This window comes from Afipia sp. OHSU_II-C1, assembly GCF_000497575.1.
Taxonomy (GTDB): domain Bacteria; phylum Pseudomonadota; class Alphaproteobacteria; order Rhizobiales; family Xanthobacteraceae; genus Afipia.
Map to the genome: position 1 here is coordinate 105,652 of NZ_APJI01000006.1, position 18,727 is coordinate 124,378.

An 18,727-nucleotide genomic window follows, 5' to 3' on the forward strand; every position below is an offset into this window, starting at 1 on the left:
AACATACGATCTAGAATCGATCTATTGGCACCCTTGCCGGGAGAGCGCAAGCCCGCTATCGGCACATTTAGTGCGACGCACTAAAACCGCCTGTGGCGGAGATTTTTCCTGAAGTTTTCCACCGGGGCCAAGGGCCGCTTTCGATGCGCGTCGTCCTTTTTCAACCTGACATCCCGCAAAACACGGGGACGATTCTGCGACTCTGCGCCTGCCTGGCCGTGGAGGCCCACATCATCGAGCCGGCCGGTTTCCCAACGTCCGACCGGCATTTCCGCCGCTCCGGAATGGACTACCTGGACCAGGTAACCATCGTCCGCCATGATTCCTGGACCGCCTTCGAGGCTTGGCGGGCGAAATCCGGCGGCCGGCTGCTTCTTTTTTCGACAAAAGCTGCAACGCCCTATCTCGATCATATCTATCGGGACAATGACCTCCTGCTGTTCGGCCGAGAATCCGCCGGAGTGCCGGATCACGTGGTAGAGGCTGCCGACGAGCGGCTGGTCATCCCCATCGCGCCCGGAATGCGGTCCCTGAACGTCGCAATGACGGTCGCGATGGCGCTCGGTGAAGCATTGAGGCAGACAAGAGGAACGGCGCGTTGAGTTACGCGGTAAAGGAAATCTTCCTGACATTGCAAGGCGAAGGCGCCCACGCCGGGCGCACCGCCGTGTTCTGCCGCTTCTCGGGCTGCAACCTGTGGACCGGCCGGGAGCAGGACCGCGCCACCGCCGTCTGCCAGTTCTGTGACACCGATTTTGTCGGCACCGACGGTACGCTCGGCGGCCGCTACGCGAACGCCGACGAGCTTGCCGCGGCGATTGCCGCGCAGTGGGAAGGACCGCAGAACCATCGCTATACCGTGCTGACCGGCGGGGAGCCCCTGCTGCAGGTCGATACTGCGCTGATCGATGCGCTGCATGCACGCGGCTTCACCATCGCGATCGAGACCAACGGCACCATCGAACCGCCACCGGGGCTCGACTGGATCTGCGTCAGTCCGAAGGCCGGATCGGAACTGGTGGTCCGCAAAGGGCACGAACTGAAGCTGGTCTACCCGCAGGCGGACAACACGCCCGAGGATTTCGCGGGTCTGGAATTCGAGCGGTTCTCGTTGCAGCCGATGGACGGACCTGACATAGCGCAAAGCACGCAGGCCGCGATCGCGTATTGCTTGCGCCATCCGCAGTGGCGGCTCAGCGTCCAGACGCACAAGACGCTTGGTATCAGATAAGACCGGATACGACCGATGTGGGAATTGACGAAATCGTTCCGTTTCGAGGCCGCGCATTCGCTGCCCGGCACGACGCTTGGCGAGGCCAGTGACGAAATTCACGGCCATTCTTTCCGTGCCGAAGTCTCGATCCGCGGCATACCCGATCCCGCGACCGGGATGGTGACGGATTTGGGCATGCTCGAGCAACGGATGGCCGAGGTGCAGAAAATGCTCGACCACAAGCTGCTCAACAAGGTCGAAGCACTCGGCGCGCCGACGCTGGAAAACCTCACCCGCTTCATCTGGGACCGGGTTCAGCACGCCGGCAAGGTCACACGCGTCAGCGTCCATCGCGACAGTTGCAACGAAAGCTGCACATATTTCGGCCCGCAGGGCTAAGCGCCCAACGGAGATTGCCCCTTGGAAAAGCCCGTCACCACCATCGAAGAGCGCAAGCAAACGGCCCGCACGTGGTTTGAACGACTGCGCGACGACATCTGCCTGTCGCTTGAAAAACTCGAGGCCGACGCTCCGGCTGCGCTCTATCCGGGCGAGGCAGGCCATTTCGTCCGTACGCCGTGGGATCGTACCGACCATACGGGAAAACCCGGCGGCGGCGGCGTGATGTCGGTGCTGCGCGGGCGGCTGTTCGAGAAGGCCGGGGTGCATTGCTCGACGGTGCATGGCGAGTTCGCGCCGGAATTCCGCGCGCAGATTCCGGGCGCCGCGGACGATCCGCGCTTCTGGGCCTCGGGCGTTTCGCTGATCATCCATCCGCGCAATCCGAACGTGCCGGCGGTTCACATGAACACCCGCTTCGTGGTGACGACCAAGGCGTGGTTCGGTGGCGGTGCTGACCTGACCCCGGTCCTTGACCGGCGGCGAACCCAGGACGACGCCGACACAGCCGCCTTCCATGCCGCCATGAAGGCGGCCTGTGACGCCCATGCCGCCGTCGCCCCCTATGAGAAGTTCAAGACTTGGTGCGACGAGTATTTCTACCTGCCCCACCGCAAAGAAGCGCGCGGGATCGGCGGCATCTTTTACGACTGGCTCGATTCGGGGGACTGGGATGCCGACCTGGCCTTCACCAAGGATGTCGGCCGGGCCTTCGCCGCGATCTATCCCGAACTGGTGCGGCGGAATTTCAAGGACGCCTGGACCGACAAGGACCGTCAGGAGCAGCTCATCCGCCGCGGCCGCTATGTGGAGTTCAACCTGCTCTACGACAGGGGGACCATTTTCGGCCTGAAAACAGGCGGAAATGTCGATTCGATCCTGTCGTCGATGCCACCAGAGGTGAAGTGGCCGTAACGGCCTCCTGCCGCAGACGAAATTCACAAAAGCTTAATAAAGAAGCACCTTTTTCGCGATTTCGACCTGTCACCGAGACAGCACACTCGCCAAAGAACGGTGCCGGATACCGCCAACCCGCCCGGAAACCATTTGAGCCCGGAGAGCCCCCAACGTATTTTGATGGCCATAGGTGTGGCGGAATCAGACCGCCATCGATGGTTTTATAGGGGCTCACATGCGCAAGATTGCCGTCCTTCTTCTCGCTGCCGCAGGCGTTGGCCTGGCAGGCGCGGCTTCCGCAGCCGATCTCGGCACCGCGCCGATCTATCGCAAGGCTCCTCCGGTACAGGTCTTCACCTGGACGGGCGGCTATATTGGCGGTTACGTGGGCGGCGCTTTCGCAGCCAACGACACCGTGACCGGCGTGCCGGTTGACGGCGCAGGCCTCCCGATCTTCGCCGGCCCGGCTGCGTCCTATAAGTACAACTCGAGCGTGATTGGCGGCTACACCAGCGGTTACAACTACCAGTTCGCTCCGAATTGGGTGATCGGCTACGAAGGTGAAACCGGCTACATCGGCCTCAAGGGTTCGTCCGCCTATGCTGGATCGGCGACCTCGATTGCGACCACCCGCGCTGAAGGCCTCTACAGCGTCTGGGCTGCCCGCTTCGGTTACGCGTTCGACCGCTCGCTGATCTACGTCAAGGGCGGTGCCGCACTGGTCGACTTCGAAACCGGCGTGTCCAACGGTACGCCCGGCTTCCACATCGACACCATGCACACCAAGTATCGCCTCGGTTACGCAATCGGCGGCGGCTGGGAATACGCTTTCGACAACAAGTGGAGCGTGAAGGCTGAGTACCTCTATCTCGGCTTCGACAACAACATCACCACCACTGGCAACTTCACCGGTCCTCCGACCCAGGTCTGGACCACGACCTCGCTGCCCGGCATCCACACCGCCAAGGTCGGCCTGAACTACAAGTTCGACATGCTCGGCTACGTCCTCGGCATCGTTCGCTAAGCGCCGACAGTTTCTACAAGTCAAAGCCCCGGACATGGTCCGGGGCTTTTTCGTTTTGTCGGCTACTCTTTGTCGGCATGTCATAGCGCGCGGCTAGGCTGAACGCTCCTCACATCAGCAGGGAGTCGGTCATGGCACTGAAAGCAGGCGACGTCGTTGTTCTCAAATCTGGCGGTCAGGCATTGACCGTTGCCGAAGTCACCGATGAGACGGTCGAATGCGTCTGGATCGGCGAAGAAGGCGACCTGTTCCGCGAAAAGCTTCCGGCGGCCGTTCTCGAACTCGCCCACATCGACATGTCCGACGATGAGGACGAGGAGCACGACGAAGACGAAGACAGCGATGATGACGAAGAAGAGAGCGAAGACCATCACGCGACGAAGACCGAGGAAGTCGCCTGAGACTTTTCTTCACTGAACCAGACACACCACCGGGAACCACCCGGTGGCTGACTCTACAGCCGATGATCCCGCGTGAACTTCGCGACGGTGTCATCGGCGATGGTCTTGAGCGCCGCCGCATCGAGTGGAAACTGCATCGCCAGCCATGCATCTTCGGCCAGCGTCAGGACGTGGCCAAGCGCCGGTCCTTCCGCAATACCCCGCGCAATAAAGTCGGCCGCCTTGAGCGGAAACGCCGGCGGCGTCCAGCGTTCCGGCAGTGTTGCAAGCTCACGCCACAATGGAGACGCCGCATCATGGCCCGCCCGCGCCCATGCCAGCATGATCCGGTCGAGGTAGCGCGCCGCGCCCAGCCGGTAGAGCCGCCGCTGCGCCGTCGCCTCGTCCATCCCGGCCAGCCGCCACCAGCGGTGCCCCATCGAATCCAGCCGCTTGGTCTCGGCATTCGACAGCCGCCAGCGCTGTGACAATCGCTTGGCATCTTCGGTCACCGCCACAGTCAGCGCTCCGAGGCGGCGAACCGCATCGGCGTCCAGCCCGAGCGCCTGTTCGGCAGCGAGCATTGCCGCGAACGGCCCGTGAAAGACAACGCCTGCCGTCAGCCGCAGCAACAGGCCGGCGTCATCCATCGCGACCAGCGCCGGCGCCGCTCCCTTCGCGACCATCAGCTTCAGCATTTCCATCCGGATGCGCTCGGCCGACAACTCCGCAAGCCCGTCACGTCCGGCGATACAGGCCTCGTATCCGGCACGGTCCGGCGCGCCCTCCCCGTAAGCGGCGTGAATCCGGAAGAACCGCAGGATGCGGAGATAATCCTCGGCAATGCGTTGTGATGGATCGCCGATAAAACGCACCCTCCGTGCCGCGATGTCCGCGCGCCCCCCGACCTCGTCATGAACGGTGCCGTCCGGCGTCACCGTCAGGCCATTCATGGTGAAATCGCGGCGCATGGCATCGCGCGTCCAGTCGCGCCCGAACGCCACCTTGGCCTTGCGCCCGAAGGTTTCGATATCCTCGCGCAGCGTGGTCACTTCAAACGGCTGGCCTTCGATCACCAGCGTCACCGTGCCGTGCTCGACGCCGGTCGGCACCGCCTTGATATGTGCGAGCTTGGCGCGGCGGATCACTTCCTCGGGCAGCGCCGTGGTCGCAATGTCGATGTCACCGATGGGGAGCCCGAGCAGGGCGTTGCGCACGGCGCCCCCGGCAACCCGCGCCTCCTCGCCGCCGGCATTAAGCAGCGTCAGCACCCGTGCCGTCGCGCCTGACCTCAACCACGGAGCGTCGCGCAGCGAATCCGGGGCATTCATTTCTCGGATCCCCGGATCAGCTTGCCGTCCTCGATATGCGCCGGGGTATAGGTCGATCCCGGAGGCGCTCCGGAAAAATGCGCCAGCAGCACGAGGCTGACGATCACAAGTACAAACGCAGCCACCGCCAGCTTACCGACGATGTGAAGCGGCCATGATGACTTCACCCAGACACCGGAACGGCTCGCGATCAGAAACGCCGCGTAGACCGCGAATGGGATAAGGAAGATTCCGATCTCGGTGAGGACGGGACGGATCATGCAAGATAAATCCGCTCATAAAGCGCGCGCAGCATCCCTGCGGTCGCACCCCAGATGTAGTGCTGCTCGAACGGCATCTCGTAGAACGAGCGCTGCATGCCGCGAAATTCCTTGCTGCCGAGCTTGTGATTGACCGGGTCCATCAGAAACGCCAGCGGCACCTCGAAAGCAGCATCGACTTCATTGGTATTGATCGTCAGTTCAAATCCAGGGCGGACCCGCGCCAGCGTCGGCAGGATCCGGAATCCGAAGCCGGTCGCATAGACATCGAGATAGCCGATCGGCTCGATGAAATCCCGTTTGAGACCGACTTCCTCGTCGGCTTCGCGCAGCGCCGCATCCATCGGCGATACATCGGTCGGATCGATCTTGCCGCCGGGAAACGAAATCTGTCCGGCATGTTCGTTGAGATGCTCGGCGCGTTTGGTCAGCAGCACGGTCGGCACGTCGCGCTCCACGATCGGAACGAGAACCGCCGCCGGCCGCACCGGGCGCTCCTTCGCAATGATCTCCAGCATCGCATCGGTGCCGAAATCGCCCGTTGGCGCCAGCACCGCGGCGTCGGTCAGTCCGGGCGGCACATCGAAGCTCAGCCGCTCGTGCGCCCTGCGAAAGAACTCGCCGGAGCTCATATCGAGCGGAGCCGCAGTATTGGCGGATGCAGCGTCCATCAAAACACTTTTGGTCAACCCGAATCCTCTTGTCTCAAACAGGGTCGCGCGCCTGCGCCGCGTCCGCCATCGAGAAGAACTCGCCGCCGGACATGACCCCGAACATCTCGCGGCCGTCGACGACTCGAATTTCGCCCATCTCGACCAGATCATAATAGAGCGCGCGTGTGACTTTTGCCCACAAATCCGACCGCACATGGAGGTATGGCGTTAACCCGCCATCGGCCGCCGCCTCGAAGCGCAACCGGTGAGCGCCATCGCATGGCACCCATTCGTCGACATTGGTGCGAAAACTCAGTGTCCGCTTCGCGCCCTCGCCGTCCTTCTCCATCTCGACCGCGAGAAACGGCGCGTCATCGACGCGGATGCCGACTTTCTCAACCGGCGTGACCAGAAAATACTTGCCGTCCTCGCGCTTGAGAATTGTGGAAAACAGCTTCACCAGCGCCGCGCGTCCGATCGGTGTCCCAAGATAGAACCACGTGCCGTCGCTCGCGATCCGCATATCGAGATCGCCGCAGAACGGCGGATTCCACAGATGAACCGGCGGCAGACCTTTTGTCGCAGCACCACGCGCCGCCTGGGTCAGCCCATCGAGGCGCTGAGCCGGATTCAGCTCCTGTTTCTGCCCTTGGTTCGCCATTGTTTGCCCTGACCGTTGACGCTTCTGTTTGGCACGATTGGTGCACGTTACAAAACCGAAAGCTGGAAAACCCGGAACGATGACATAACCGACAAATCATACCTGAGTGCGGCGGGATTACTCGCCACATCGTGATGAGTTTCAAGCCCCCCACCCGCTAATGTGGGGACAGCCGAAATCGGCGAATACATAAAAGAATACATGGCCTTTGCGCCGGTTTAGCATGGGCCGGCGATCTGAAGTCACGGCTTTGAGTCCGCGGAACCCCCGAAGGCGGCCCGGCGCGGGCCGATAAGGAGCGATGAATATGGCTGGCGCAGAAGGTGTTGAGAAACTGGAAGACGTGATCGTGCGCTCGGCCGAGCAGATCGCGGGAAACATCCGCGCCGCGCGGGAAGCGGTCTCGACTGTCATCTTCGGTCAGGAACGCGTGGTCGAGAATGCGCTGGTGACGATCCTGTCCGGCGGTCACGCCTTGCTGATCGGCGTTCCCGGTCTGGCAAAGACCAAACTGGTCGAGACGCTGGGCATCACCCTCGGGCTCGACGCCAAGCGCGTGCAGTTCACGCCCGACCTGATGCCGTCCGATATTCTCGGCGCCGAAGTGCTCGACGAGAGCGTCAGCGGCAAGCGCTCGTTCCGGTTCATCTCGGGACCGGTGTTCGCGCAGCTTCTGATGGCGGACGAAATCAATCGCGCCAGCCCGCGCACGCAGTCGGCCCTGTTGCAGGCGATGCAGGAGCAGCACATCACGGTTGCCGGCGCGCGGCACGATCTGCCGAAACCGTTCCATGTGCTCGCCACGCAGAACCCGCTGGAGCAGGAAGGCACCTATCCGCTGCCGGAAGCCCAGCTCGACCGCTTCCTGATGGAGATCGATGTCGAATATCCGGACCGCGACGCCGAACGCCGAATCCTGTTCGAAACCACCGGCGCCGAACAGACCGCCGCGAAGGCAGCGATGACCGCCGAGACGCTCATCACCGCGCAGCGGCTGGTGCGCCGTCTGCCGGTCGGCGATTCCGTGGTCGAGGCCATTCTGTCGCTCGTGCGGTCCGCACGTCCCGGCGAGGACAGCGGCGAGATCGGCAAATCAATCGCATGGGGACCGGGACCCCGCGCCAGCCAGGCGCTGATGCTTGCGGTCCGCGCCCGTGCTTTGCTCGACGGGCGGCTCGCGCCGTCGATCGACGACGTGCTCGATCTCGCAGAGCCCGTTCTGAAGCACCGCATGGCGCTGACATTCTCGGCGCGCGCCGAAGGCCGCACCGTGACCGACGTTATCAAGCAGTTGAAATCACGGATCGGCTGATGGCACCACGGCCGCAACCCGCACTCCAGGAGATCGAAGCAGTCCGACGCGCAGATGGTGAAAGCCGTTCGCTCGCCGCGTCGCTGCCGCGTCTCGTGCTGGAAGCGCGGCGCATTTCGGCCAACGTCATCCACGGCCTGCACGGCCGCCGCCGGGCCGGCACCGGCGAGAACTTCTGGCAGTACCGCCGCTTCGTCTCCGGCGAAGCCTCGCAGAACGTCGACTGGCGCCGTTCTGCCCGCGACGATCATCTCTACGTCCGCGAGCAGGAGTGGGAAGCCGCGCACACCGTGTGGCTGTGGCCGGACCGCTCAAAGTCGATGGCGTTCGCCTCGAAGACCGCGCGCGACAGCAAGCTCGAGCGTGCCCTGGTGGTCACCTTCGCGCTGGCCGATCTCCTGGTGTCCGGCGGCGAACGTGTCGGCATTCCCGGACTGATGTCGCCGAGTTCGAGCAGCAACATCGTCGACAAGATGGCGCAGGCGATCCTGCACGACACCGCCACCCGATCCAGCCTGCCGCCATCGTTCGTGCCGTCCGCGCTCGCGGAAGTCGTGGTGCTGTCGGATTTCTGGTCGCCCCTCAGTGACATCCGCGCCATGCTCGGCGGCCTCTCCTCGTCCGGCGCGCATGGGACGCTGTTGCAGGTCGTCGATCCCGCCGAAGAAACGTTCCCCTATTCCGGCCGCATCGAATTCGTCGAGCCCGAGGGCGGCGAGGTCATCACCGCGGGACGCGCCGAGACCTGGGCCAAGGATTATACCGCGCGCGTCGCCGCCCATCGCGCCGCGATCCGCGAGGAATCCAGCAAGCTCGGCTGGCTATTCTCGACCCACACCACCGATCGCTCGGCCGCCGAACTGCTGCTGTATCTGCACAGCGGCATGATGGTCACCAAAGGCAGTGCCGGCCGCGTCGCTATAACAGCGGGGCGCACCTCATGATGGGCCTGCCGCTCTCGTTCGCCGAACCGTGGCTGCTGGCGGGCCTGCTGAGCCTTCCCGCACTATGGTGGCTGCTGCGCGTGATGCCGCCGCGCCCGCGCCGCATCGATTTTCCGCCGACGCGCCTGCTGTTCGATATAGCGCCGAAGGAAGAAACACCCTCGCGCACGCCGTGGTGGCTGACACTGCTGCGCCTGCTCGCCGCTGCGCTGGTGATCCTCGCCGCCGCCGGTCCGGTCTGGAATCCGAGCGAAGGCGTGACGCGCTCCAGCGCGCCGCTGGTGCTGCTGCTCGACGACGGCTGGAGCGCCGCGTCCAACTGGGATGCCCGCATCAGGACCGCGGACGAGCTGGTTACCAACGCGGAATCCGACCGGCGCGCTGTGGCGCTTGTGCCGCTGTCGGACGCCACCCGCGACATCACGCTGATGCCGGCCGGAACCGCGCGGGTGGCGCTACGCCAGTTCGCGCCGAAACCCTATGCCATCGAGCGCGTCGAGACGCTGCCGGCGCTGGCGCGCTTTCTTGCCAAGACCGGCGACAGCGAAATCGTCTGGCTTAGCGACGGCATCGATACCGGACGCGGCAGCGAGTTCACCGAAGGCTTCGCGAAAACGATTCAGGATCGCGCGCTCACGATCTTTGAAGGCGGCACTTCGCCCGCGCATGCATTGGTCGCGGCCGAGAATGCGGCCGCGAAAATGACCGTGAAGGTGCTGCGCGCCAGCAGTGGCGGTGGAGATATCGGACTTGTCCGCGCGCTGGACCAGAAGGGTTCGCCGATCGGCGAAGCGAAGTTTGCGTTTGGCGCGCAGGATCGCGAGACCGAGGCGAGCTTCGATCTGCCGGTGGAATTGCGCAACGACATCACCCGGCTTGAAGTCTCGGGTGAGCGCTCGGCCGGTGCGGTGCAGCTGCTCGACAAGCGCTGGCGCCGCCGCGCCATCGGCATCGTCTCCGGCGCGACCAGCGATACCGCACAGCCGCTGCTGGCCTCCACCTTCTATCTCACACGCGCGCTGGCACCGTTCGCCGACGTGCGGCTGGGCGAGCGCGGCTCGCCCGCGGTGGCCATCGGACAGTTTCTCGACCAGAAGCTGCCGATGATCGTGCTTGCGGACGTCGGGACCCTGACGCCGGACATCCGCGACCGCCTCAACACATGGATCGCGCAGGGTGGCGTGCTGGTGCGCTTCGCCGGGCCGCGTCTCGCCGCCGGCGACGACGATCTGGTGCCGGTGAAACTGCGGCGCGGCGGACGCAGCCTTGGCGGCAGTCTGACCTGGGAGAAGCCGCAACCGCTGGCGTCGTTCGCCGCCGACGGTCCATTCGCGGGCCTCACCGTGCCGAAGGATATTACGGTGACGCGTCAGGTGCTGGCCGAACCCGATCCGGCGCTGGCCTCGCGAAGCTGGGCGTCGCTCGCCGACGGAACCCCGCTCGTGACCGGCGAGCATCGCGACAGGGGCATGCTCGCCCTGTTCCACATCAGCGCGGATATGCGCTGGTCGGACCTGCCGTTGTCTGGCACCTTCGTCGAGATGCTGCGGCGAATCGTCGATATGTCCGGCTACACGGCCAACGTGGGCGCAGGAGTCGCCACTGAAGCCGGAGCGGAGACTGTTGCGCCGATCCGCACCCTCGACGGCTTCGGCGCATTCGGTCCGCCGCCTTCGACTGCAAAGCCGGTGCGCGCCGACTACCGCGACCGCGCCACGCTCGATCATCCGCCCGGTCTCTATGGCCCTGCCGACGGTCCTCTCGCTGTAAACGCGCTTGCTGCCGCCGACCGGCTCGCGCCGCTCGATACGTCCGCGTTGAAGGCACGCCGCGCGACCTACACCAATGCCGAGCCGCGCGACCTGCGCGGCATCCTGCTCTCCACCGCGCTAGCGCTGTTCCTGATCGACGCCATCATCGTCGCCATTCTCGGAGGCGGGCTGGCTGCACTGTTCCGGCGCCGCGCCGCAGCGGCAGCACTCGCCATCGCATTTGCGCTTGCTTCCGTCAGCGGCGTGCCCTCGTCGTCTTACGCACAGGCCCCGAAAGCTCCTGCGAAAAGCGCGCCCGCGAAACCTCCCGCAAGCAGCGCCGCCAATGACGACTTCGCCATCAAGGCTGTTGCGCAGACGCGCCTCGCCTATGTCCTGACCGGCAACGCCGATGTGGATTCGATTGTGAAGGCCGGCCTGTCCGGCCTGACGCTGTTTCTCGCACAACGCACCGCGTTGGAAGCCGGCGAGCCGGTTGGCGTCGATCCGGCGCGCGACGAACTCGCCTTTTTCCCGCTGGTGTACTGGCCGGTGATCACCGGCGCGCCGAAGCCGTCGCAGGACGCCATCAACAAGCTCGATGCCTACATGAAGCAGGGTGGCACGGTGCTGTTCGACACGCGCGACGCCATTGAGGCGCCGCCGGGTCCCGGCGGTGAATCTCAGACGCCTGGCATGCTGACGTTGCGTGAAATTCTCTCATCGCTCGACATTCCCGAGCTTGAGCCGGTGCCGCGCGAACACGTGCTGACCAAAACATTCTACCTGCTGCGCGACTTCCCGGGCCGCTTCAACTCAGGCCAGACCTGGGTCGAAACGTTGCCGCGCGTCGAGGACGAGGATGCCGCAGACCGTCCCGCACGCGGCGGCGATGGTGTCTCGCCGATCATCATCACCTCGAACGATCTTGCGGGCGCATGGGCGATGCGGGCCGACGGCCAGCCGATGCTGCCGCTGACGCCGGGCGATCCGCGCCAGCGCGAAATGGCCTTCCGCGCCGGCGTCAACATCGTGATGTACACGCTGACCGGCAACTACAAGGCTGATCAGGTACACGCACCGGCGCTGATCGAACGGCTGGGGCAATAATCCATGCAGTATGGCATTGCATTCGCCCCCCTCGTTCCCACACTCGTGTTGTGGATCGGTCTTGCCGCGATCGTCGTGATCGCGGCTGTCCTGATGATTGCGCGTGCGCGCGGCGCGGCGATACGCGTTGCCGCACTGGCGCTGATCCTGCTTGCGCTGGCCAATCCGTCGTTCACGCGCGAGGAGCGCGAACCACTCACCTCGGTCGCCGCCGTCGTGGTCGACAGGAGCCCGAGCCAGAATTTCGGCGAGCGGACACGCGAGACCAACGAGGCGCGCGAAGCACTGGTCGCCCGTCTGAAGGACATCAAGGGACTTGAAGTGCGCATTGTCGAGGCCGGGCAGGCCGACGGCGAAACCGACGGCACCAAGCTTTTTTCAGCGGTCACATCGGCGCTGTCCGATGTGCCGACCGACCGCGTGGCCGGTGCGTTTCTCATCACCGACGGACGGGTGCACGACATTCCCGCCAATGCTGCCGCCATCGGCTTCAATGCACCGGTACATGCGCTGGTGACCGGGCGCAGCAACGAGCGCGACCGCCGCGTCGCCATTGTCGCCGCACCCCGTTTCGGCATTGTCGGCCAGACCCAGACCATCACCTATCGGCTCGACGATCAGGGCGTGACCAACCAGACCGCCCGGGTCGTGGTCCGGCGCGACGGCGACGTGCTCAGCGAACGCGCGGTGCGCAGCGGCGAACAGGTCAGCGTGACCATCGAGATTCCGCATGCGGGACCGAACATTGTCGAGATCGAGGCCTCGAAGCTCGACGATGAACTGACACCGGTGAATAACCGCGCGGTAGTGTCCATCGACGGCGTGCGCGACAAGCTACGCGTGCTGCTGGTGTCCGGCGAACCGCATTCGGGCGAGCGCACCTGGCGCAACCTGCTGAAATCGGATGCCAGCGTCGATCTCGTGCACTTCACCATTCTGCGCCCCCCGGAGAAGCAGGATGGAACGCCGATCAACGAACTGTCGCTGATTGCGTTTCCGACGCGCGAACTGTTCCAGCAGAAGATCAACGAATTCCAGCTCATCATCTTCGACCGCTACGCGCGGCAGGGCGTGCTGCCGATCTCGTATTTCGACAATATCACGCGCTATGTGCGCAACGGCGGCGCGGTTCTGGTTTCGGCGGGACCCGATTATGCGAGCCCGACCAGCATCTGGCGCACGCCGCTCGATGCGATCCTCCCCGCAGAGCCGGTCGGCGTCAGCGAACAGGCTTTCACGGCGCGCCTGAGCAATATCGGCAAGCGCCATCCGGTGACGCGCGGACTTGAAGGCTCCGGCAGCGAGCCGCCGCACTGGAGCCGCTTCTTCCGCCTGATCGACACGCGCAACCCCGCCAACCCGCCGATCATGGAAGGCGCCGACGGCAAGCCGCTGTTGCTGCTGTCACGGCAGGGCGAAGGCCGCGTCGCGCTGCTGCTGTCCGACCACATCTGGCTGTGGGCGCGCGGCTATGAAGGCGGCGGCCCGCATCTCGATCTGCTGCGGCGGATGTCGCACTGGCTGATGAAGCAGCCGGATCTCGATGAGGAAGCATTGCGGCTGAAAGTCGAGGGCCGCGATCTCGTCGCGATGCGCCAGACCATGGCTGATACCGTGCAGCCGGTTACCATCACATCTCCGTCCGGCGTGACGCGCCAGGTGACGCTGAACGCTGGCGAACCCGGCGAATGGCGCGCCTCGATCAGCGCCGACGAGCTTGGCCTCTGGCAGGCCACCGACGGGTCGCTGAAGGCGCTGATCAATGTCGGCCCGGTCAACCCAAAGGAATTCGCGGAAGTCACATCGACAACAGAGGCGCTGCGTCCGCTGCTTCAGGCGACCGGCGGCGATGCGCGCCGCGTGGCCGACAGCGGCAGCATCGACCTGCCGCGCGTGCTGCCGGTGCGCGCCTCGACCGTGTTTCGCGGCGAAGGCTGGCTCGGCGTTAAAATGCGCGATGCGAGCGTTGTGCGCGGCATCGGCGTGCTGCCGATCTTCGCCGGCCTGATTGGTCTGTTGCTGCTGCTCGGCGCATTCGCCAGCACCTGGCTGCGCGAAGGCCGCTAGTGGGCCATTGGCCGACTGGGCCAATGAACAAGTTGGCCAAAAATCCAGAGGTGGCGTGCGGGAAGTTACGCGGCTGAACGCCGGGCCATCGCGACCGACAGCATCGAGATCAGCTCCGATAGCGGAACATGGATGCTGACCGGCTTCAGCTTGAGCTGGAAAGTCATGATCGCTTCGTGGCAGCGAAGCCCCTTCCCGCCCTTGACTAAGCCCAGATCCCGAATGAGCTTGTAGGTTTTACCGTCCGCCATTCGCACAAGACGGACGTTCTCAAAATACTTGAGCATTCACGCTCTCCTCGTGCGAATGAGAACAGCCGTTCGTTACGATTCGGTCAACCATGACAGCCATGTAACGGTCGGCGCTCTGTGTCCTTTTGGTCGCGCGCCGCCGCTTTCGGCCAGGCCCGGAGCCTCCTGTGTTGACACCCCGGCTTCGACCAGCGATGTTATATTATAACATTTGGAGCCGGCCTTATCGGGGCTGACCGGATGGGTGTGGGGCGTATCGGCTTATGAACTGGCTGCGATCGAAGGCAAAGAGGCTGTCGCTGCTGGCACTGTTCGCGCTGGCGCTGCAACTCGGCCTGTCGTTCGGCCATTGCCACCACGATGTCGCCGTTGCCGGTATCGCGGCGAGCCAGTCGCAAGCATCGACGCCCGATACAGACCACGACCAGGATGTCCATCGCGACCTGTGCGCCATCTGCGCAACCATGGCGATGGCCAACACCCTCGTCGCAGCAGTTCCGCCCTCGCTGACGATGCCGCTGACGGTCACGGCGCTCCGGACCGCCTTCCATTATGAAACCATCGCGGACGACGCCCGCCGCGGCGCATTCCGCTCCCGCGCCCCTCCGCAAGCCTGACTCGAATTGTTGTCCGATCCCGATGATCCCGCGCAGCGGTGATCGCGGGACATTCGAGGTGAGCCGCCCGGTCCCACACGATGGATCGGAGGCGGCATCAGGATCAAAGCATCATCATGTCGTACAAGTATCTTCGCGCCTCGCTGGCCGGCGGCTCCGCCGTCGCGATGGCGCTTCTCGTCAACGGCGCCGCGCGCTCGCAGCAGGGCGATCCTGCTACCGGCGAAACGCTGCCCGAAATCGTCGTGCAGGCGCCGAGCCCGATCCAGCGGCCGCATCGGCATAGCGCGCAGCCGGGCCGCACCACGGCCGCAGCGCCAGCCGCTGCCCCTGCGCCCAACCCCGAAACCTTTGCGGGCACACTGCCGATTGTCACCGATCAGTTTGCCACGGTCACCGTGGTGCCCAATGAGGAAATCCGCCGCAGCGCCGCCGCGACTCTCGGGGATCTCCTGAACAACAAGCCCGGCATCACCGGCTCGTCTTTCGCGCCCGGCGCATCGAGCCGTCCGATCATTCGGGGGCTCGACGTCAATCGCGTCGGCATTGTCGAGAACGGCATCGGCAGCAACGGCGCATCCGATCTCGGCGAAGATCATTTCGTGCCGATCGATCCGCTCTCAACCAATCAGGTCGAGGTCATTCGCGGACCTGCGACACTGCGCTACGGATCGCAGTCGATCGGCGGCGTGGTCAGCGCCAGCAACAACCGCATTCCCGAAACGCTGCCGTGCAGCGCGGTGCCGTCGATCCAGACTTACGGCTACAACGTCAAGGCGCCGCAACTCTCGCCGTCGAACCCCTGCGCCAGTTTCGAAACACGCTCGTCGCTCTCCAGCGTCGATCTCGGACGCGAGGGCGCGGTGCTGCTTGATGCCGCAGGCAACAACGTTGCGATCCATGCCGATGCGTTCGCGCGCAAGACTGAAGACTACAGCATTCCGAATTCGCCCTACCGCTTCGACCCGGCACGGCCGTTCACCGGCAAGCAGCCGAATTCATCGACACAATCCGACGGCGCGTCGATCGGCGGCTCCTATTTCTTCGCAGGCGGCTTCATCGGCGCAGCGATCCAGCAGAACAACAGCATTTATCACATCCCCGGCGAGGACGGCGAAGATCACCGCACCCGCATCAGCGCGCGGCAGACCAAGCTGACGGTGAAGGGCGACTATCACCCCGACAGCAAGGCGATCGACGTGATCCGGTTCTGGGCCGGCGCCACCGACTACAAGCACAATGAAATCGGCCTTGCCGATCCGGCTGATTTTTCAAGCGACGGCGTGCGCCAGACCTTCACCAACAAGGAGCAGGAAGGCCGCGTCGAAGTGCAGTTCGCGCCGCTCAATCTGCGCTTTGCGGCCTTGACCACTGCGGTCGGCGTGCAGGCCTCGCATCAGGAACTGACCGCGCCGAGCCCCGACGATCCGGGCAGCCCGCTCAACGGCCTGTGGGACCCGAACAAGAACACCAAGGTTGCGGGCTATATCTTCAACGAGTTCAAATTCAGCGAGATCACCAAGGCACAGGTGGCAGCGCGCGTCGAGCATGTGAATTTGAGCGGCACCACACCGGCTTTCATTCCGGAGCTGTTCGATCTTAACGTCAACCCGGCCGACATCGGCCCGGCGACACCGCGCAACCTGAACTTCACGCCGAAGAGCGGCAGTGTCGGCCTGATCCAGAATCTTCCCTGGAATCTCGCGGCCAGCATTACCGGTCAATACACCGAACGCGCGCCCAAGCCTGCGGAACTGTTCTCGCGCGGCGGCCACGACGCCACCACAACCTTCGATATCGGCAACCCCAATCTCGGCATCGAGACCGCGAAATCAGTTGAAGTCGGGCTGCGGCGCGCCACCGGACCGTTCCGGTTCGAACTCACCGGCTACTACACACGCTTCGACGGCTTCATCTATCGCCGCCTCACCGGCAATACGTGTGAGGATGTGACGTGTCAGGCCGGTCCGGGTCTCGAACTCAATCAGGCGATCTACTCGCAAAAGAACGCCAACTTCCGCGGCGCCGAATTCCAGTTCCAATACGACGTGTTGCCGCTGTGGGCCGGACAGTTCGGTGTCGAAGGACAGTACGACATCGTGCGCGCCACCTTCACGGACGGCACCAATGTGCCGCGCATTCCGCCGCAGCGGTTAGGAGGCGGCATCTACTACCGCGACGCCAACTGGCTCGCGCGCGTGAACCTGCTGCATGCCTTCGCACAGAACGACATCGGCGGCATCGAGACCTCAACACCGGGCTACAACCGCCTACGGGCCGAACTGAGCTACACCACCAAGCTCGCCAAGAGCGACTGGTGGGGCGCGCAGCAATTCACCTTCGGCGTTGTCGGCGATAACCTGCTCAACGAGGACATCCGCAACTCCGTATCCTACAGCAAGGACCAGGTCCTGCTGCCGGGCATCGGCGTGCGCATGTTCGCGAATGTGAAGTACTGAGCGATCTCACCCACATGGTCGTCCCCGCGAAAGCGGGGACCCATAACTCGGCGTCTCTGTTCTGCAAGGAAGCGCAACGGCCCGCGCACACCTCCACCTTTAGGGAGTATGGATCCCCGCTTTCGCGGGGATGACATCGGATGTGCGGCTCAGCGGGGAGAGGGAGCAAACGTCCAGTCCGGGCGGACGGCGCCGCTGACGCCTTCAAAAGCGCCCTCGACGAGTTCGTGCACCAGGAGCCGCGTGTGATCGACCGGACCCGGCATGGTCGCCCGGCCCTTCGGAATCCGCTTGAATCCAACGCGGCTGTAGTAAGGTTCATCGCCAACCAGCAGCACCAGCCGGTGTCCCTTCGCCTTCGCGTCCTTCAACGCGCGGTCGAGCAGTGCCCGGCCCACGCCGCGGTCGCGGAACGGCGGCTCGACAGTCAGCGGACCGAGCAGCAGCGCCGGCGTGTTGCCGATGCAGACCGGCAATTGCCGCACCGAGCCGACCATCAGCGTGCCGATCCGCGCGGTAAACGACAGATCGAGCAGATGATCGACATGCTCGCGCAGCCGATAGGCGCTGAGCGCGTAGCGGCCGGGGCCGAACGTACGCTCGTGCAGGCGCTCGATGGCCTGCTCGTCGCCGGGGGTTTCGGCCAGGATGGTCAGGGAAAGGTCGGACATGATGGACCGCGAATTAGCATCTGGCGTGGGCACGGTCTACGGCTCACCGGATCGACTGAGCTGAAATCTCCGCCCAATCACGGGTTCACCCGCCGTCATACCGGGATGCGCGTCCTTTACGCGCAGGCCCGGAATCCAGAACGACTGGATTCCGGCTTCGCTCGCTGGACGCTCGCGCCCCGGAATGACGGAGGCGGTTAAATCCAGTCCTCGGTCAAAGGCCGGTTATCCAGCACTTCGGCGATCCGCGCCCTTGTCCCTTGGGTGGTGTCGGATGGCAAATCCGCGACACTGAAAAAGCCGCAGGCCACGATCTCATGATTGGGCTCCGGCATCCGGTCCTGACGGTACTGGCGCACGACATAAACCGCGACATGATCGCGCGGCGACACCCGGCGGTTGAAGAACAGGCCATGCAGGAGCGGCTGGCCGGTCATCTCGATACGCCCCTCTTCGATCAGTTCGCGTCTCAGCGAACTCAGAAAGGTCTCGCCGGTCTCGACGCCGCCACCCGGCAGATGCCAGCCGGACACGTAGCTGTGCCTGACCAGGAACACGCGGTTCTCGCCATCGAGCACAACGGCGCGAACGCCGAGTGTCATGCCCCGGGCGAACCGCCAATAGAAATGAAACAAACGGCGGATCAAGGACTCAAACCGCGCGCGAAAGTCCTGAATGTTCATGGCGCGAGATTCCGTCCAGCGATCGTGTTATGTCAGTCTGTCCC

Annotated in this window: 19 protein-coding genes; 12 read left to right on the top strand and 7 right to left on the bottom strand. The window is 64.2% G+C overall.

Going from position 1 to position 18,727, the window contains the following annotated elements:
• The first annotated feature begins 143 nt into the window (after window positions 1-143).
• From I554_RS0105680 to I554_RS0105705, 6 genes are all read left to right on the top strand, one after another.
• On the top strand, window positions 144-602 hold the full coding sequence (locus tag I554_RS0105680; RefSeq protein WP_024576009.1) for a tRNA (cytidine(34)-2'-O)-methyltransferase: 459 nt from the start codon (window positions 144-146) through the stop codon (window positions 600-602).
• Complete coding sequence (queE, locus tag I554_RS0105685) at window positions 599-1,231, top strand: 7-carboxy-7-deazaguanine synthase (protein ID WP_024576008.1); 633 nt, start codon at window positions 599-601, stop codon at window positions 1,229-1,231. The genes I554_RS0105680 and queE overlap by 4 nt, the downstream gene beginning before the upstream one ends.
• Window positions 1,232-1,246: 15 nt before the next feature.
• Window positions 1,247-1,612, top strand: coding sequence for a 6-carboxytetrahydropterin synthase (locus tag I554_RS0105690; RefSeq protein WP_024576007.1), 366 nt, complete (start codon window positions 1,247-1,249; stop codon window positions 1,610-1,612).
• A 21-nt stretch (window positions 1,613-1,633) separates the two neighbouring features.
• Window positions 1,634-2,527 (top strand): oxygen-dependent coproporphyrinogen oxidase, encoded by an 894-nt coding sequence (hemF, locus tag I554_RS0105695; protein ID WP_024576006.1) that lies wholly within the window; start codon window positions 1,634-1,636, stop codon window positions 2,525-2,527.
• 217 nt (window positions 2,528-2,744) lie between these two features.
• A complete protein-coding gene (locus I554_RS0105700; protein WP_024576005.1) occupies window positions 2,745-3,533 on the top strand; it encodes an outer membrane beta-barrel protein in 789 nt (262 codons plus the stop codon).
• Window positions 3,534-3,664: 131 nt separating this feature from the next.
• Complete coding sequence (locus I554_RS0105705; RefSeq protein WP_024576004.1) at window positions 3,665-3,934, top strand: DUF2158 domain-containing protein; 270 nt, start codon at window positions 3,665-3,667, stop codon at window positions 3,932-3,934.
• A 53-nt stretch (window positions 3,935-3,987) separates the two neighbouring features.
• On the opposite strand, the gene I554_RS0105710 is transcribed toward I554_RS0105705, so the two are convergent.
• From I554_RS0105710 to I554_RS0105725, 4 genes are read right to left on the bottom strand one after another with little or no spacing between them, the layout of a single operon-like run.
• A complete protein-coding gene (locus I554_RS0105710) occupies window positions 3,988-5,244 on the bottom strand; it encodes a CCA tRNA nucleotidyltransferase (RefSeq protein WP_024576003.1) in 1,257 nt (418 codons plus the stop codon).
• Complete coding sequence (locus I554_RS0105715; protein WP_024576002.1) at window positions 5,241-5,504, bottom strand: DUF6111 family protein; 264 nt, start codon at window positions 5,502-5,504, stop codon at window positions 5,241-5,243. Before I554_RS0105715 ends, I554_RS0105710 begins: the two co-directional genes overlap by 4 nt.
• Window positions 5,501-6,175 (bottom strand): CoA pyrophosphatase, encoded by a 675-nt coding sequence (locus I554_RS0105720; protein ID WP_051358612.1) that lies wholly within the window; start codon window positions 6,173-6,175, stop codon window positions 5,501-5,503. The genes I554_RS0105715 and I554_RS0105720 overlap by 4 nt, the downstream gene beginning before the upstream one ends.
• 34 nt (window positions 6,176-6,209) lie before the next feature.
• Complete coding sequence (locus I554_RS0105725) at window positions 6,210-6,818, bottom strand: DUF1285 domain-containing protein (protein ID WP_024576000.1); 609 nt, start codon at window positions 6,816-6,818, stop codon at window positions 6,210-6,212.
• A 307-nt stretch (window positions 6,819-7,125) separates the two neighbouring features.
• Between I554_RS0105725 and I554_RS0105730 the strand changes: the two genes are divergently transcribed.
• From I554_RS0105730 to I554_RS0105745, 4 genes are read left to right on the top strand one after another with little or no spacing between them, the layout of a single operon-like run.
• Entirely contained in the window at window positions 7,126-8,130 is a 1,005-nt protein-coding gene (locus I554_RS0105730; protein ID WP_024575999.1) for a MoxR family ATPase, read from the top strand.
• A complete protein-coding gene (locus tag I554_RS0105735; RefSeq protein ID WP_024575998.1) occupies window positions 8,130-9,074 on the top strand; it encodes a DUF58 domain-containing protein in 945 nt (314 codons plus the stop codon). The genes I554_RS0105730 and I554_RS0105735 overlap by 1 nt, the downstream gene beginning before the upstream one ends.
• Entirely contained in the window at window positions 9,071-11,935 is a 2,865-nt protein-coding gene (locus tag I554_RS0105740) for a DUF4159 domain-containing protein (protein WP_024575997.1), read from the top strand. Before I554_RS0105735 ends, I554_RS0105740 begins: the two co-directional genes overlap by 4 nt.
• Window positions 11,936-11,938: 3 nt before the next feature.
• Window positions 11,939-14,002, top strand: a complete 2,064-nt coding sequence (locus tag I554_RS0105745) for a membrane protein (RefSeq protein WP_024575996.1) — start codon at window positions 11,939-11,941, stop codon at window positions 14,000-14,002.
• Window positions 14,003-14,067: 65 nt separating this feature from the next.
• On the opposite strand, the gene I554_RS0105750 is transcribed toward I554_RS0105745, so the two are convergent.
• Window positions 14,068-14,289, bottom strand: coding sequence for a hypothetical protein (locus tag I554_RS0105750; protein WP_024575995.1), 222 nt, complete (start codon window positions 14,287-14,289; stop codon window positions 14,068-14,070).
• Between the two features lie 227 nt (window positions 14,290-14,516).
• Between I554_RS0105750 and I554_RS0105755 the strand changes: the two genes are divergently transcribed.
• Entirely contained in the window at window positions 14,517-14,870 is a 354-nt protein-coding gene (locus I554_RS0105755) for a DUF2946 family protein (RefSeq protein WP_024575994.1), read from the top strand.
• Window positions 14,871-14,986: 116 nt separating this feature from the next.
• A complete protein-coding gene (locus tag I554_RS0105760) occupies window positions 14,987-17,329 on the top strand; it encodes a TonB-dependent receptor (protein WP_024575993.1) in 2,343 nt (780 codons plus the stop codon).
• 149 nt (window positions 17,330-17,478) lie between these two features.
• Here the strand turns inward: I554_RS0105760 and I554_RS0105765 are convergent, their stop codons facing one another.
• Together I554_RS0105765 and I554_RS0105770 are read right to left on the bottom strand one after the other, a co-directional pair.
• Window positions 17,479-18,000 (bottom strand): N-acetyltransferase, encoded by a 522-nt coding sequence (locus I554_RS0105765; protein WP_024575992.1) that lies wholly within the window; start codon window positions 17,998-18,000, stop codon window positions 17,479-17,481.
• Window positions 18,001-18,197: 197 nt separating this feature from the next.
• Entirely contained in the window at window positions 18,198-18,683 is a 486-nt protein-coding gene (locus I554_RS0105770) for an NUDIX domain-containing protein (RefSeq protein ID WP_024575991.1), read from the bottom strand.
• Between the last annotated feature and the right edge of the window lie 44 nt (window positions 18,684-18,727).

What these genes read in the sequence shown, in the direction of transcription:
- I554_RS0105690 (WP_024576007.1), top strand. Translation starts at nt 1,247, where the DNA reads ATGTGGGAATTGACGAAATCGTTCCGTTTCGAGGCCGCGCATTCGCTG.
- I554_RS0105770 (WP_024575991.1), bottom strand. Translation starts at nt 18,683, where the DNA reads ATGAACATTCAGGACTTTCGCGCGCGGTTTGAGTCCTTGATCCGCCGT.
- I554_RS0105740 (WP_024575997.1), top strand. Translation starts at nt 9,071, where the DNA reads ATGATGGGCCTGCCGCTCTCGTTCGCCGAACCGTGGCTGCTGGCGGGC.
- I554_RS0105730 (WP_024575999.1), top strand. Translation starts at nt 7,126, where the DNA reads ATGGCTGGCGCAGAAGGTGTTGAGAAACTGGAAGACGTGATCGTGCGC.
- I554_RS0105680 (WP_024576009.1), top strand. Translation starts at nt 144, where the DNA reads ATGCGCGTCGTCCTTTTTCAACCTGACATCCCGCAAAACACGGGGACG.
- I554_RS0105725 (WP_024576000.1), bottom strand. Translation starts at nt 6,818, where the DNA reads ATGGCGAACCAAGGGCAGAAACAGGAGCTGAATCCGGCTCAGCGCCTC.
- I554_RS0105700 (WP_024576005.1), top strand. Translation starts at nt 2,745, where the DNA reads ATGCGCAAGATTGCCGTCCTTCTTCTCGCTGCCGCAGGCGTTGGCCTG.
- I554_RS0105715 (WP_024576002.1), bottom strand. Translation starts at nt 5,504, where the DNA reads ATGATCCGTCCCGTCCTCACCGAGATCGGAATCTTCCTTATCCCATTC.
- I554_RS0105750 (WP_024575995.1), bottom strand. Translation starts at nt 14,289, where the DNA reads ATGCTCAAGTATTTTGAGAACGTCCGTCTTGTGCGAATGGCGGACGGT.
- I554_RS0105735 (WP_024575998.1), top strand. Translation starts at nt 8,130, where the DNA reads ATGGCACCACGGCCGCAACCCGCACTCCAGGAGATCGAAGCAGTCCGA.
- I554_RS0105745 (WP_024575996.1), top strand. Translation starts at nt 11,939, where the DNA reads ATGCAGTATGGCATTGCATTCGCCCCCCTCGTTCCCACACTCGTGTTG.
- I554_RS0105755 (WP_024575994.1), top strand. Translation starts at nt 14,517, where the DNA reads ATGAACTGGCTGCGATCGAAGGCAAAGAGGCTGTCGCTGCTGGCACTG.
- I554_RS0105760 (WP_024575993.1), top strand. Translation starts at nt 14,987, where the DNA reads ATGTCGTACAAGTATCTTCGCGCCTCGCTGGCCGGCGGCTCCGCCGTC.
- I554_RS0105720 (WP_051358612.1), bottom strand. Translation starts at nt 6,175, where the DNA reads ATGGACGCTGCATCCGCCAATACTGCGGCTCCGCTCGATATGAGCTCC.
- I554_RS0105710 (WP_024576003.1), bottom strand. Translation starts at nt 5,244, where the DNA reads ATGAATGCCCCGGATTCGCTGCGCGACGCTCCGTGGTTGAGGTCAGGC.
- I554_RS0105705 (WP_024576004.1), top strand. Translation starts at nt 3,665, where the DNA reads ATGGCACTGAAAGCAGGCGACGTCGTTGTTCTCAAATCTGGCGGTCAG.
- I554_RS0105765 (WP_024575992.1), bottom strand. Translation starts at nt 18,000, where the DNA reads ATGTCCGACCTTTCCCTGACCATCCTGGCCGAAACCCCCGGCGACGAG.